At 32.3% G+C, this 14,495-nt stretch carries 16 protein-coding genes; 8 read left to right on the top strand and 8 right to left on the bottom strand.

The window, feature by feature from the left end; translation table 11 throughout:
- Positions 1–10 precede the first annotated feature (10 nt).
- Both HA144_RS07640 and HA144_RS07635 read right to left on the bottom strand, forming a co-directional pair.
- A complete protein-coding gene (locus tag HA144_RS07640) occupies positions 11–802 on the bottom strand; it encodes a photosystem II S4 domain protein (RefSeq protein ID WP_209043480.1) in 792 nt (263 codons plus the stop codon).
- Entirely contained in the window at positions 803–1,369 is a 567-nt protein-coding gene (locus HA144_RS07635; RefSeq protein ID WP_209043479.1) for a hypothetical protein, read from the bottom strand.
- A 99-nt stretch (positions 1,370–1,468) separates the two neighbouring features.
- On the opposite strand from HA144_RS07635, the gene serA reads away from it, so the two are divergent.
- The 4 genes from serA to HA144_RS07615 all read left to right on the top strand — a co-directional run bounded on the left by serA (position 1,469) and on the right by HA144_RS07615 (position 4,870).
- A complete protein-coding gene (serA, locus tag HA144_RS07630; RefSeq protein ID WP_209043478.1) occupies positions 1,469–3,055 on the top strand; it encodes a phosphoglycerate dehydrogenase in 1,587 nt (528 codons plus the stop codon).
- Positions 3,056–3,072: 17 nt separating this feature from the next.
- Complete coding sequence (gene prmA, locus HA144_RS07625; protein WP_209043477.1) at positions 3,073–3,990, top strand: 50S ribosomal protein L11 methyltransferase; 918 nt, start codon at positions 3,073–3,075, stop codon at positions 3,988–3,990.
- 128 nt (positions 3,991–4,118) lie between these two features.
- A complete protein-coding gene (locus HA144_RS07620; protein WP_011376994.1) occupies positions 4,119–4,418 on the top strand; it encodes a ferredoxin in 300 nt (99 codons plus the stop codon).
- A 77-nt stretch (positions 4,419–4,495) separates the two neighbouring features.
- Positions 4,496–4,870 carry a hypothetical protein gene (locus tag HA144_RS07615; protein WP_209043476.1) on the top strand — a complete coding sequence of 125 codons (375 nt, stop codon included), beginning with the start codon at positions 4,496–4,498 and terminating at the stop codon, positions 4,868–4,870.
- 3 nt (positions 4,871–4,873) lie between these two features.
- Here the strand turns inward: HA144_RS07615 and HA144_RS07610 are convergent, their stop codons facing one another.
- Positions 4,874–5,422, bottom strand: a complete 549-nt coding sequence (locus tag HA144_RS07610; protein ID WP_209043797.1) for a pentapeptide repeat-containing protein — start codon at positions 5,420–5,422, stop codon at positions 4,874–4,876.
- Positions 5,423–5,508: 86 nt separating this feature from the next.
- Positions 5,509–6,447, bottom strand: a complete 939-nt coding sequence (rnz, locus tag HA144_RS07605) for a ribonuclease Z (RefSeq protein ID WP_209043475.1) — start codon at positions 6,445–6,447, stop codon at positions 5,509–5,511.
- 87 nt (positions 6,448–6,534) lie between these two features.
- Here rnz and HA144_RS07600 point away from each other — a divergent pair, with 87 nt between their 5' ends.
- The gene (locus HA144_RS07600) at positions 6,535–7,917 is read left to right on the top strand and encodes a SpoIID/LytB domain-containing protein (protein WP_209043474.1); all 1,383 of its coding nucleotides are present in this window, start codon (positions 6,535–6,537) and stop codon (positions 7,915–7,917) included.
- A gap of 4 nt (positions 7,918–7,921) precedes the next feature.
- Here HA144_RS07600 and truB read toward each other — a convergent pair whose 3' ends face one another.
- Entirely contained in the window at positions 7,922–8,845 is a 924-nt protein-coding gene (gene truB / locus HA144_RS07595) for a tRNA pseudouridine(55) synthase TruB (RefSeq protein WP_209043473.1), read from the bottom strand.
- Positions 8,846–8,987: 142 nt separating this feature from the next.
- On the opposite strand from truB, the gene HA144_RS07590 reads away from it, so the two are divergent.
- Entirely contained in the window at positions 8,988–9,662 is a 675-nt protein-coding gene (locus HA144_RS07590) for a class I SAM-dependent methyltransferase (protein WP_209043796.1), read from the top strand.
- Here the strand turns inward: HA144_RS07590 and rpmA are convergent.
- A complete protein-coding gene (rpmA, locus tag HA144_RS07585; protein ID WP_011376987.1) occupies positions 9,655–9,915 on the bottom strand; it encodes a 50S ribosomal protein L27 in 261 nt (86 codons plus the stop codon). The two genes, HA144_RS07590 and rpmA, sit on opposite strands and share 8 nt — an antisense overlap.
- Before the next feature lie 9 nt (positions 9,916–9,924).
- Positions 9,925–10,365 carry a 50S ribosomal protein L21 gene (gene rplU, locus HA144_RS07580; protein WP_209043472.1) on the bottom strand — a complete coding sequence of 147 codons (441 nt, stop codon included), beginning with the start codon at positions 10,363–10,365 and terminating at the stop codon, positions 9,925–9,927.
- Between the two features lie 143 nt (positions 10,366–10,508).
- Here rplU and kaiB point away from each other — a divergent pair, with 143 nt between their 5' ends.
- Together kaiB and kaiC are read left to right on the top strand one after the other, a co-directional pair.
- A complete protein-coding gene (gene kaiB / locus HA144_RS07575) occupies positions 10,509–10,826 on the top strand; it encodes a circadian clock protein KaiB (protein WP_002807968.1) in 318 nt (105 codons plus the stop codon).
- 73 nt (positions 10,827–10,899) lie between these two features.
- Positions 10,900–12,429: a circadian clock protein KaiC gene (gene kaiC, locus HA144_RS07570; RefSeq protein ID WP_209043471.1), complete on the top strand. Its 1,530-nt coding sequence runs from the start codon at positions 10,900–10,902 to the stop codon at positions 12,427–12,429.
- On the opposite strand, the gene HA144_RS07565 is transcribed toward kaiC, so the two are convergent.
- Positions 12,426–14,492, bottom strand: coding sequence for a HAMP domain-containing sensor histidine kinase (locus HA144_RS07565; protein ID WP_209043470.1), 2,067 nt, complete (start codon positions 14,490–14,492; stop codon positions 12,426–12,428). The two genes, kaiC and HA144_RS07565, sit on opposite strands and share 4 nt — an antisense overlap.
- Positions 14,493–14,495: the final 3 nt, after the last annotated feature.

Below are 14,495 nucleotides of genomic sequence, written 5' to 3'. Positions count from 1 at the left end.
AGGTTGCGTTTCATTTTCTAAGTAATTTAACTTTCCATCGTTCTCTTTTGGTTATTTCTAAATTTAGAATTTCGATAAATCCTTTATTTTCAAGTTCTAGTTTGTCGCCAATTTTTAGATTAATAGTTGGCTTATTAACTTTGCTCCCATTTAATCTGAGCATTCCATTTTCTATCCTTTCAATGATTTTGGTTCGTGATATCCTAAAACCTGCTGAAGCTATAGCGTCTAATCTTGTTGAAGCTTCTACTGTATTAACAAGTTTTTTTGTTCTTCCAGAAGGTATTTGTAATTCATCTATACCAACTAGATTAATTTTTACTTTTACGTCTCGCAAATAAAAAATCTTTTCATCTAGATGCTCAATATCTAAATTATCAATTATCCCTTGTGCCCCCCTATCGCCTATTGTCCATATATCTCCTACTTTTACTTTATTTACCCCATTTTCAATTAAGAGGGATCTAAAGTCGTCTTGTTTAGCATTATCAAATAAAAAATTGCCATTAATTTTTATCCCTTGAGCAGGAAAATTACTTTTTAGCATATCCTCTTCAGGAATATTATCTCCTCTAAAGCAAGCTATTCTGGATCTTTGAGAAGAGGAGAATCCTCCATAAATAAAAAATTTGAAATCATTTAAATTTTCAAAATCTTTTAAAATCTCTTCACAAACATAAGTTGAATGAAATCCAGTCCAATAAGTTTCCCAGTGTTTGTAAGCTAAGTTAGCAATATTTATTAATTCCTCAGTTTCTTTTTTGTAGTTTGAATTTATTAAGATTCCCTTTAAATCAATCATTTAGCCTTCTAAAAAAATTATATCTTTTGCTTCTGTTTGTTTTATCAAAGCCCAAGGTAATTCAGTCCCAATTTGATTTTCAAGTAGAACAAGCCATTTACCCTCTTTATTAAAATTAATAATTGATCTCAACTCTTTATTTCTATTGATGTTGATACTTGCAGAAGAAACAATGCTTCCTAAATATCCAGAACTCATTCCTAAAAGACCTCCAATTAATGATTCCCCGATGTTATTTAAACCAAGAAAGCTGAAGGTAGATAAATTTGTCATATTAGAAAAAGCTATTCCAGCTACAAAACCAAATGGCATTAGCCATCTACTCATATCTTTTTGTCTAATCTTTCTATCAAGTTTAGGATTTAAAATTCTTATATCTTCAAAATTTTGAGATTTGAATAAGATATTTGCTTTCGCATTTAACAATTCGGTTTCTTCTGATGTTATTTTTTCAGTTATTGGTGGGATCAAAATAGCTTCAGAGAGCATTACTGATTTTTCTTTGAAAACTTCAAATAGCTGGATACATTTATTAATGTCTTCAAATATCACAATACTTTTAGTCAAATTTCAATCCTCAAATTTTTGTGTGTTATTCAAATTAATAAAATAAGATACATACACTATAGATTAAGTTAAAGTAAAAGATTAAAGAACCAATCTTAAATGACAAAAGTTCTCATTACAGATCCAATTGATCAAACAGGAATCGATATTCTTTCACAAGTTGCTCAGGTTGATCAGAAGATAGGAATCTCAAACTCTGAGCTAGCTTCCATCATTAATGATTATGATGCTTTAATGATTCGCTCTGGTACTCAAGTGACTGAAGAAATTATTAACTCTTCAAGTAAACTTAGAATTATTGGAAGAGCTGGAGTTGGAGTCGACAATGTAGATGTTAAGGCTGCTACGCAAAAAGGAGTTCTTGTTGTTAACTCTCCAGGAGGTAATACGATAGCAGCCGCTGAACATACTATAGCTATGATGTTGGCCTTATCTAGGCATATTCCAGTTGCCAATATTAGTACTTTCTTAGGTAAATGGGAAAGAAAGAAATTTGTCGGGAATGAGCTTTATAATAAAAAACTAGGTGTAGTTGGTTTAGGGAAAATTGGTGCTCATGTAGCGAAAGTTGCTAATGCATTGGGAATGGAAGTTTACGGATATGATCCCTTTGTTTCAACTGAAAGAGCTCAACAAATAAAAGTTAAACTAACTGAACTAGAGGATTTATTCAAACAATCAGATTATGTAACTTTGCATTTGCCTCGCACACCAGAGACAGAGAATTTGGTAAATATGGAGGTACTTAAGAGTATGAAAAGTAGCGCAAAATTAATAAATTGTGCTCGAGGGGGATTAATTGACGAAGAAGCATTAGCAGAAGCTTTAAATAAATCATTGATTGCAGGAGCTGCAATAGATGTCTTTTCTAAAGAACCTTTGGAATCTAATTCACCACTTTTGAAGGTTGAAAAGAATCTTATTCTTACCCCTCACCTAGGAGCATCTACTCGGGAAGCACAAGAAAATGTAGCTGTTGATGTTGCAGAGCAAATCAGAGATGTCTTGCTTGGCTTATCTGCTAGAACCGCAGTAAATATACCAGGCTTGAGCCCTGATATTATGGACAGTCTAAAACCTCATTTGCAGTTAGCTGAAACAATGGGTCTGCTTGTAAGCCAGCTTTCAGGTGGACAGATCCAAAAACTAGAGGTAAAGCTTCAAGGCGAATTTGTTCAACATCCTTCCCAACCATTAATAATAGCCAGTCTAAAAGGCCTTCTAAGTAAAGCTTTGGGAGATAGGATAAATTATGTGAATGCCTCTTTAGAAGCAGATTCGAGGGGTATTATAGTTGTCGAAAGTAAAGATGAGGCAAGACCTGAATTCGCAAGTGGATCACTTCAATTAACCACTTATGGAGATAATGGCGACCATAGCGTAGCAGGAAGCATTTTTGCTGATGGGGAATTAAGAATTATTAGTATTGATCAATATCCTGTTAATGTATCGCCAAGTAGATACATGTTGGTTACTAGGCACAGAGATATGCCTGGTATCATTGGTAAGCTTGGTTCTTTATTGGGTAGCAACAATGTAAATATTGCCTCAATGCAAGTTGGCCGCAAAATTGTTAGAGGAGAAGCTGTTATGGTTCTAAGTATTGATGATCCAATTCCTAATAAGTTGCTTGATACCATTACTGAAGTAGAGGGAATTACCAGCGCTAATCCAGTTACTTTATAAAGAGGTTTGCTCTATTAGTGGAAGTTAAAGATTGGTATAAACTAACTTTTCAGATAGAAAGTGATTCAGAGGATATTATTATTTGGAAGTTAAATGATCTTGGAATATTTAGTTTTTCATTTGAGTATTTAATTAAAAATGAAAATAAAAAAGAGGTTAATATATGGCTCCCAATTAATGAATGGGACGAGAGTTCTAGAAACAATTTTGAAGAAATAATTAGCAAACTTATTAATATTGATGATTCTAAGGATAAATTTTTTGATTGGAGTACTATCAAAGAGGAGGATTGGTTGACAAGCTGGAAGAAATATTGGGCGCCTGAATTAGTGGGAAATCATTTTTTAATATTGCCTTATTGGATAAATCTAGATGAAAAATTTAAAGATAAAAAAATCATACAAATTGATCCTGGAGCAGCCTTTGGTACAGGAAGTCACCCTTCGACTTATCTTTGCTTGGAAAAAATGGATAATATTTTATTTTCTGATAAAAAGATATTAGATATTGGCAGTGGTAGCGGGATTTTGAGTATCGCCGCAAGATTGCTTGGCGCTAAAGAGGTTTTTGCAGTGGATAATGATTATTTAGCTATAAATTCAACTAAATCAAATTTCCAACTAAATTTCGGTAATTTAAACAACTTAAATACATATTTGGGATCTTTTAATGAGGTAATTTTAAAAAATCAACTTAAACAATTTGATTTTGTTTTATGCAATATTCTTGCTGAAGTAATAAAAGGAATGATTCCAAATATTTATAAGTGCTTGAAAAACAATGGGGAAGTCATTTTAAGTGGAATTCTGAATTCACAAAAGGATGAAATTATAAAAATATTAATTCAGAATGACTTGAAATTATTGGATGTATCAACTAGAAAAGATTGGGTATGTATTTCTGCGCAAAAAACCAGCGATCCAACTAAACTATAAGTTTTTCTTATAGATACTCTTTCATACATTTTATTGTGTCATTTTTTACGTCAAAATCTCACATATCGACCTAATCGATGTTAAAAATGTAATTGATAGGTATTAACTACCAACAATTTTTTATTTAAATGGCTTCTTACAAAGTTACACTCATCAGCGAAGGTGAAGGTCTCAATTCAACTATTGAAGTACCTGATGACCAGTACATCCTTGACGCGGCTGAAGAACAAGGTATCGATCTTCCTTATTCTTGTAGAGCAGGAGCATGTTCTACATGTGCTGGAAAAGTTACTTCAGGTAGTGTTGATCAATCAGATCAAAGTTTCTTGGATGATGACCAATTAGAAGCTGGTTTTGTTCTTACATGTGTTGCTTATCCAACATCTGACGTAACAATTACAACTCATGCTGAGGAAGAATTGTACTAATTATAAAAAATTAACTTTTCTAAGTTGATTATTTACTATTTCTCTGCCACCCTCTATGAAGGTGGCTTTTTTTGTAAATGAATAAATTTGAATTTTTCAAAACTGGCAGTGTTCAATCAAGTTATGGAGGTCAGTACAGTTATAAGGTAATCGGACCATGCTGCAGACTTTATGATAGGGAAGAGTTACCATGGCCCTGTTCAAGGCTTGCTTGGAGAAGTAAGGAGCCTAGTTGGAGAAGAATAGGTTCTAGGTTCGTTGCTGATATGGCTTCAAGAAAATGTCCATCTTACTCAGTACAGATTTTGGAGCCTGGATCAAAACCTGTTGAGACAGTTATAACTCTCTTTTCAAAGAAATTTTCTTCTGACATACAAGAATGGTGGTACAGCAAAAAACCAGGCTCAAAAGAACCTGGTAATATCTTCCCTTCTGAAGTTAGTTGGGTTTAAATCTTATGATTTTGGCTTAGGAGGCATGTAACCTTTTAAACCGGTGCATTCAAGACTATCAATTGTATTAACTCCAGTTTGTGAATTAGTTCCACTAGCTCTTTCACATAATGATTTTCTCTGAGAAAGATCAAGATTTGCATCAGTAAAGTCTGCTCCATCAATAATTGCTCCATCAAAAACACTTTTCAATAGCTCACCATTACTAAGATTTGCATCTGTAAAATCAGCATTATCAAAGCGTGTTGCATATGCAATTAGATCCGTCATATTGGCTCCTTTAAAACTAGAGTTTTTTGCAGTTGTTACACTCATATATGCGCCTTGAAGATTAGCTTCTCCTAAATCTTGATTAGATAAATCATATTTAACATATTCATTATTATGAAGGTCGGCACCATGAAGATCATCTTTTAGTACATCAACTGATGAAGGATCACTTGGATAGAGTGCGTTTGCAGAGATTGGACTAATAAGTAAACCAATAATTAACGGAAGAAAAATAAATAGCCTTTTTAAAGACTTATGTAGTGATGAAAACATAGAAACCATTTCGATCAATATCAATATAGAAAACCTATGACTATTATTCCATGGGTTGGTCATTTACGACCCTTCTTCTAACGAACTGTTGCAGTTTATTTTATTTCTGCAGTTAGAAAATCTTTTGCAAGCTGAGTATTTGGAAAAACTTTTTGAGCCTCTTTAAGTAAATCGCTTGGCGTAATTGAATTTTTATTAGTGTATCTTGGACTAAAATGAGTAATAATTAATTTTTTTGTATTAGATAATAATGCTGTTTTTGCAGCCATGATTGTTGTGGAATGTAATTTTTCATAAGCCATGCTCTCATCCTCCTGAGAAAATGTTGATTCATGTACAAGTAAATCGGCATTTTTTGAAAGTGACACAGCTGATTCACTAAAGACTGTATCTGTGCAATACACAAAGCTTTCACCTTTTCTTGGAGGTCCGCAGAATTCTTTCCCGTCAAATGACCTTCCATCTGCTAATACGACTTTTTTACCTTGTTGCAATTCAGAATAAATTGGTCCAGGAGCTATGTTCATGGCTTCTGCTTTTTTGACATCAAATATACCTGGCTTGTCTTTTTCGCTCACTCTATAACCATAAGCTGGAATTCTATGTTTAAGGCAGGCACAATTTACTTTTATTTTGTTGTCTTCAAATAAAGTTTTATTTTGTGATGCAAAATTTTCAATCTCTACGAAATGCAATGGAAATGCCAATTTACAATAACTAGTATTGAGTGCAGATTTGATAAAACCACGTAATTCTGAAGGGCCATAAATTTCGATACCATTACTATTTCCTGATAAACCTAAGGTAGCCAAAAGGCCAGGTAAACCATAAACATGATCTCCATGCATATGGGTAATAAATATCTTCTTGATTTGCGAAGATTTAATATGGCTCTTCATAATTTGATGTTGTGTTCCCTCTCCACAATCAAAAAGCCAAACTTCAGAAGATTGTGATAATTTAAGAGCTAATGAAGAGACATTCCTCGTTAAGGTTGGAACTCCTGAACTTGTTCCTAGAAAGGTGATGTTCACTTATAATAATATTTGTGTTTTTTATCTGGATTAAATCTAGACTTTTAGACAAACTTAGGCAATTTCAAAATTTGTTTTTCAAACAAAGTGATTTTAAAGAACATAAAAACCACTTATAACTTTTTTTTACTAAGCATAATAATTTTTTGTTTTCCCCAGCCCAGAACTGTATTGGCTTCAACGGAACCTATCATAAATGTTTTAATTTTAAAAGACAAAGAAATAAGAATTAGATCTGATAGATCTATTCCATTAACGATCAAAGGTCAAAGATTTACGAATAAAAAAATTAAAGGTTTAACTTTAAAAAAACAAAATAACGGAAATACTTTAAATTTTGATAAGAATAAACAGAAAATCTATTACTTGAAAAATGAGGAAAAACTTGTATTGAAGTCTTCAGATAGAAGAGGTATTTGGGTTGGTCAGAAAAGATATGCAGGTAAATTGAATCTATTCATACGTGAAAATGACATATTGGTTGTTAATGTTCTTGGGATTGAGAAGTATCTTGGTAGTGTTGTTGGTTCAGAAATGCCCGCTAAATGGCCTCTAGAAGCATTAAAAGCTCAAGCTATTGCATCAAGAACTTATGCCTTGAAGCAAAAAGGAAATTCTCTTTACGATATTGATTCGACAAATAAGAATCAAGTCTACATTGGACTAGAGGCCGGGACGCATAGAACTAAAAGAGCAGTAAATAGTACAAGATCATTAGTTTTGACATATAAAAACAAATTAATTAATTCTTTATTTCATAGTAGTTCGGCTGGCATGACAGAAAATAGCCAAGATGTATGGAAAAATAAATATCCATATTTATCAAGTGTTAAAGACTTTGATAAAAATAATCCAAAACTTCGATGGAATAAGAAATTCTCAAAGTCTCAATTGCAAAATCTATTCCCAAACATTGGAGGAATTAACAAAATTGAAATTTTAAATGTAACAAGTACGGGTCGAGTAAAAAATGTAAGAATTCATGGTGAATTTGGAACTGATCAAATTTCAGGAGTTGATATTCGAAAAAAAATGAACCTTAAAAGCACTTTAGTAAGATTTAAATTTATCGAAGATAATGAAAATAAATCTAGTGATGAAAGCCTTAAATTATTTTCAACAAATTCATCAGAAAATGAACCTCTTACCCATATAGTTCGAGTTGGAGATACCTTGATACTTATAGCTGATCAATATGATGTAAGTGTTGAAGCAATAGTTGCCTTAAATAATATTAAAAATTCATCATTAATAAATATAGGTCAAAGATTATTAGTTCCAAGAAATAATCTTAATTCATCATCTTCAGACAAAATTTTAGTAGTTTCGGGATATGGATCTGGTCACGGTGTGGGGATGAGTCAATGGGGTGCTAAATATATGGCAAATAAGGGACTAAAAGCAAATGCCATCCTAAAACATTTTTATAAGGGAGTTGAAATAAAACCGTTTAAAAAATATTTTTTATAAAAAATTATTTTGCATTAAGGACCAATTTTGGATTTATATCAGTTTGTTCTTTATTAAAAAAGCCTATACCAAGAAGAGCTTTTCTTTTGTCCACTACCTTTATGGGTCTCTTATAATCAAAAAATTTGCTTTTATTTAAGTAACTTGTATTAACTTTAATAGCTCTTCCAGTTCGCCAAAAATTTATTTCTTCTTCTTTATTTAAGACTAATGTTGAAATGTGATTGAGAGCAGAGAGTGTCGGAATAATATAATTTGTTGCGTTTTTTTTGCCTTTATCTTTTTCAATGTCAGATATTTTAATAGAGTTTTGTTCATCAAAGCCGCAAGCTGAAACTCTTTTTAGTTGTAGAAGACAACCTTCGGAATTAAGAATTTCACCTACATCTCTTGCAATTGATCTTATATATGTACCAGCGGAACATTTGATTTTTATTTCTATGATTCCATTTATTTGGTCCCATTTTATTAAAAGGAGTTCGTCTATTGTTACTTTTCTTGGTTCTAATTCAAAATTTTCATTTTTAAAAGATTTTTTATATGCTCTCTCTCCATTGACATGTACACTAGATACTTTTGGCGGAACTTGTTTAATTATTCCTCTGAATTTATTTAAATATTGATCTAATTTCTTATTACTGATTTTAGGCCAATCTTTTCGGTTTATTATTTTGCCATGAATATCATCAGTACTTGTTCTAATACCTAATTTAATTTGTCCAATATAAGTTTTCCCCTGGGGAAGATATTGAATAAATCTTGTTGCACTGCCTATGGCAATTGGTAATATTCCTGTAACTTCTGGATCAAGAGTTCCTGCATGGCCAACTTTTTTTGTATTTAATAAGTTGCGTATTTGTTTAACGCAATCATGAGATGTACAACCTTTTTCTTTATTGATTATTAAGAATCCATCCTTAGTTTCCATTTTTAATATTAAGAATATTTTGAGAAAGATTTACCAACATCCTATGATTTTTGTATTAGAGATTTGAAGTAAGAAATTGAAAAAGAATAATTTTATATTAAAGGAGTTTTTAAATAATGCTTTCAATTTGAAATCACATTTAATCGAATATTTATCTATTAAAGAATGCGATTTAGATGAATTTCTTTCAAATGCAAAGATGAATTTGGCAAATTCACATCCTGGAGATGCGTTAGGAGATGTTTCAGATTTTTATACTGAGATTGTTGGAGATCGGCATGTAGCTGATTTAGCTGCGTGGCATATTACAAGCAAGGATTATATCGCTGATACTTTAAAACTTCAGCAAAGATTTTCTAGAGATTTAGTTTTAGATTTTGGAGGAGGGATTGGCACACATGCCTTAGCTAATGCGATGTCTTCAAAAGTTGAGCATGTTTTTTTTGTAGATATTAATAAAACAAATAGAAACTTTGTTGAATATAGGGCTAAGAAATTAGGAGTCGAAAAAAAACTTACTTTTTGCAAGACAATTAAAGATACACAAATAACAAAATTCGATACGATAATTTGCCTCGATGTTTTGGAACATCTTGCTGATCCAGCTTCTCAAATTGAGATTTTTAATGATTTTATGGATTCTAATTCTATTGCTTTATTTAATTGGTATTTCTATAAAGGAGAAAAAAATGAATATCCTTTCCACATTGACGATGTTCAAATTGTTGAAAAGTTTTTTAATACACTTCAATCAACGTTTTTAGAAGTTTTTCACCCTATTCTTATAACTACAAGAGCTTATAAGAAAATTAAATAACTACATTAACTCTTTTTCTATTTCTCAAATTTCTTTTAATGCTTTCAAAACTCACAGTTCCTTCTTTGAGTGCAAAAAGAGTGTCATCTTTTCCTTTGCCAACATTGATTCCTGGCAAAAAGGATGTTCCTCTTTGGCGAATTAAAATTGAACCTGCAGTTACTTTCTCTCCACCGTATGCTTTTACCCCCAGTCTTTTGGAATTTGAATCTCTACCGTTTCTTGTAGAACCTGTACCCTTTTTATGTGCCATTAGAAATGTTTAATTTGTAGATTTTTCAGATTTTGGTTTAGTTTCCTTTTTAACAGTTTCTTTTTTTGAAGAAGACTTAGGAGCACTTTTACCTATTGATATAGATTTTACCATAACTCTTGTGAGTTCTTGTCTATGGCCCATCTTTCTTCTTGTCTTTTTTTTGGGACGCATTTTGTAGACAAGAATTTTTTTATCTCTTTTATGCGAAACAACTTCTAATTCAATTTTTGCATCCTTTACGTAAGGTTTCCCAATTGTGATTGAATTTTTATCCTTTAAAAGTAAAACTTTTTCTAATGTTATTTTATCTTTTTCTTTAGCATTTAACCTGTCTATGTCGTAGTATCTATTAACTTCGAACCAAAATTGTTGGCCTGAAGTTTCTGCTATTGCGTACAATTCATCATTTTCAGAAGAATTGTTGGAGGAGTTTTTAGAATTTGTCATATATTAAAGACGCTATAAGGCTCAAATTTAAAATTTGATTAAGCCAAATAAGCAATCACTATTGTTTGTTTATTTTCTTATCTTGTAGTGTAATAAGTCAAGGGTTTTTTAAAATCTTACATATTCATTCGAGGAACCATAAAATGGCCGCAAGAAAAACATATATTTTAAAACTCTATGTCGCTGGAAATACTCCTAACTCTATGAGAGCTTTAAATACTTTAAGGGAAATTTTAGAAAATGAATTTAAAGGAGTTTATGCTTTGAAGGTTATCGATGTATTGAAACAACCACAACTTGCAGAGGAAGACAAGATTTTGGCTACCCCAACTTTAGCTAAAATTTTACCCCCACCAGTTAGAAAAATAATTGGTGACTTGTCTGATAGAGAAAAAGTTTTAATCGGTTTAGATCTACTTTTTGATGAATTAACTGAAACTGAATATAGTGGAGATAAATAACATATAGAAAACTTTATTAACTCAAGATAAATTACATGTTTATTTTTTATTTAGGTTTCTCTAGCACAAAATTATGAAAGATAAGAAATTTGGTAAATCAAATAAAATGCAAGTACAAAAATTACCTACTGGCATAGAGGGCTTTGATGATGTTTGTAGAGGTGGGTTGCCTGTATCTCGAAGTACGTTAATTAGTGGTACATCAGGGACTGGTAAAACTGTTTTTTCTCTTCAATATCTACATCATGGCATTTGCAATTTTGATGAGCCTGGAATCTTCGTTACTTTTGAGGAGTCGCCTTTGGACATAATTAGAAATGCTGCTAGCTTCGGATGGGATTTACAAGAATTAATTGATCAAAATAAGCTATTTATATTAGATGCTTCTCCTGATCCTGACGGTCAAGATGTTGCTGGGAACTTTGACTTATCTGGTCTTATTGAGAGAATTAGTTACGCAATAAGGAAATATAAAGCTAAAAGAGTTGCAATAGATTCAATAACTGCCGTTTTTCAACAATATGATGCTATTTATGTTGTTAGACGAGAAATATTCCGGCTAATAGCGAGATTGAAGGAAATAGGTGTTACAACAGTTATGACTACAGAAAGGGTCGATGATTACGGACCTATTGCTAGATATGGAGTAGAAGAATTTGTTTCTGATAATGTTGTCTTATTAAGAAATGTTTTGGAGTCTGAGAAAAGAAGAAGAACTTTAGAAGTTCTCAAATTGAGAGGTACTGTTCATATGAAAGGTGAATATCCATTCACAATGGGAATGGATGGGATAAGTGTTTTTGCCCTTGGAGCGATGAGACTTACGCAAAGATCTTCAAATATTAGAATTAGTTCTGGAGTTAAAGATCTCGATGATATGTGCGGAGGAGGCTACTTCCAAGATTCCATTATCCTCGCTACAGGAGCTACTGGAACTGGTAAGACGATGTTAGTCTCAAAATTTGTAGAAGATGCATATAACAATAGCGAAAGAGCAATACTTTTCGCCTATGAAGAATCTAGGGCTCAATTACTTAGGAATGCCACTAGTTGGGGAATAGACTTTGAAAAGATGGAAAGTGATGGATTATTAAAGATTATTTGTGCATATCCTGAATCAACTGGATTGGAAGACCACTTACAAATCATAAAAACACAAATTAATCAATTTAAACCAAAGAGAATGGCTATAGATTCTCTCTCGGCACTAGCACGAGGCGTGAGTTTGAATGCATTTAGACAATTTGTAATTGCAGTCACAGGTTATACAAAACAAGAGGAAATAGCAGGATTTTTTACTAATACTGCAGAGGAATTCATGGGAAGTCATTCTATTACTGATTCTCATATCTCAACAATTACTGATACTATACTTTTGCTCCAATATGTTGAAATTAAGGGAGAGATGGCTAGAGCTTTAAATGTCTTTAAAATGCGAGGTTCATGGCATGATAAACGAATTAGAGAATTTATTATTACAAATAAGGGTCCTGAAATAAAAGATTCTTTTTCTAATTTTGAACAAATATTTAGTGGCGCCCCCCATAGAGTTATTCCTGATCAAAATGTTCAAAATGTTTTTAAAGGTGTTGATAGTATTTAGATAATTTCGCTGATTTCAGAGTTTGAAAAATTATCTTTATTTTTAATTGTTTGAGTCAATAGTTCATCTTTATCAGATTGTGATAAGGCTAAATCAAACCAAAAGGTTGTTCCAACTCCTAATTCGCTAGCCATACGAATTTCCCCTCCATGTTTTTCAATTATTCCTCGCACTATAGATAAACCTAAACCTGTTCCTTGCTCAGTATGAACAGCGTTCTCCACTCTATAAAAACGGTCAAATATTTTTTCTTGATCTGCTTGAGATATTCCTGAACCTGTATCAGCAATCTCAATTCTGACTTTTGGTAATGGTGAAACTAATTCACATTGAGGAGCTCCATCATCTTTATTACTGGGGGGGAAGGCAGGACAAGAATCTGGCCATGTATAAGCTCTTATCATAAGGTTGCTGTTTTTTGGACTGAATTTCAATCCGTTCCCCAATAAATTATCGAAAACTTGTAGAAGTAGATCAAAATTTCCAAGAATTGAGGGAATAGTTTCTTCTATATCGTGCGCCAATGAAACATTTTTTTCTGTAGCGTTAAGTCTGTAATTTCGTAGAGTCTGTTCAATTGCTGGTTTTATATCCATTTCCTCTAGTTGAATTATTTTCCCAGACTCAAGTCTTGATAAATCTAAAACATCATTTACAAGTCTTGTAAGCCTATCAGTCTCTGAATTTGCTATTCCGAGAAATTCAAGTTGTTCTTCATTAGTGAGCTGATCTTTTAAATCATGTAAAGTCTCTACGTAGCTTTTAATGTTAAAAAGTGGTGTCCTTAGTTCATGAGAAACATTACTAATGAATCTGTTTTGTGCAGCATTTAATTCTACTTCTCTTGTTAGATCTTGAATTGTGACTGCTATACCTTTTAATTCAACTTTGTTGGTATCTAATACTGATTGTAAGACAATTCTTAGAGTTCTAGCAGGTTCTCCTAGGCTAAACCTCAAATCATCCTTCTCTTTTTCTCTATTGAGGAGAGATTCTACATTTGTATGCAAGTCATTAGATAAAATTTCTGGAATTTCATTTAAAAAATATTTTCCTTCTAAGAATCTTCCTTCCCATCGGAATAATCTTTTTGCGGTTGGATTAGTTAGTACAATCTTTCCCTGAGAATCTAGTAATATTGCACCATCAGCCATAGTAGCTATTAGTGATTGCTGCTTTATTTGAGCGGCTTTAAGTTCTTTAATGTTTGCCTCGTCATAATTTTCTAACTGAGTGGCCATTCGATTAAATCCATTTAAAAGTTCTCCTAGATCTCCTGTCATAGGTAAAGAAATTCTGGATTTAAAGTTTCCTTTTGAAATTTCTCTAACACCTCTTACCAACTCTCTTACAGGTCTAGTAATTGTAAGTGCATTGAATACAGCTCCAAGTATTACTAAAACCCAAATTGATATAAATACTGCTATTGTTACTTCTCTTGTTAAAGCTGCACTGGCTAAGGCTTTTTTATTAGGTGTAACTCCTAAAGCTAAAGTTCCAAGATATTTCCCTTTCCAAAGCATTGGGACAAATACATCTGTGACCTGACCTTGAGGCGTAACATGCTGTCTTACTAGTGGAAATTGGGGCCTCTTCTTCAATTCTGATGGTAGTTTTAATCTTCTAGTAAGCTGAAACTGACTATCTGAACTTGTAGGAGTTGCACTAATTGGTATTCCAAGTTGAACTATATCTTCAGCATCGGTAAAAAATATATAACGTAAATTTCGACTTGATCTCCAAAACTTTTCAGCTACATTTGAAATTTCTTTTTTTTGATTATTAGCAACTAATTCTGTGACATTTCCCGATAGCAATAATCCAAGATCTCGAGCGTATCTAGTGTCATTCATTCCCGCATCTCTTTGAATACTGTTTAATGCAAAGAATGTTATTCCTGTCATTAAGAGACTTACAACAAGAGTAGCTATTGCTAATAATTTTGTTCTTAAACTAAACCCACTCCACCAAGCAAACAGTCTATTAATCCAATAGTTATTATTAATATCTTCACTATCCACGATTTTATAATCTCTACTTTCTTGATTGTTAGTATTTATCATTGT

Origin of the sequence: Prochlorococcus marinus XMU1404 (assembly GCF_017696175.1) — a bacterium.
GTDB lineage: Bacteria > Cyanobacteriota > Cyanobacteriia > PCC-6307 > Cyanobiaceae > Prochlorococcus_A > Prochlorococcus_A marinus_X.
Note: the sequence above shows the minus strand (reverse complement) of the source record. Positions and strands in the feature narration are given on the sequence as shown.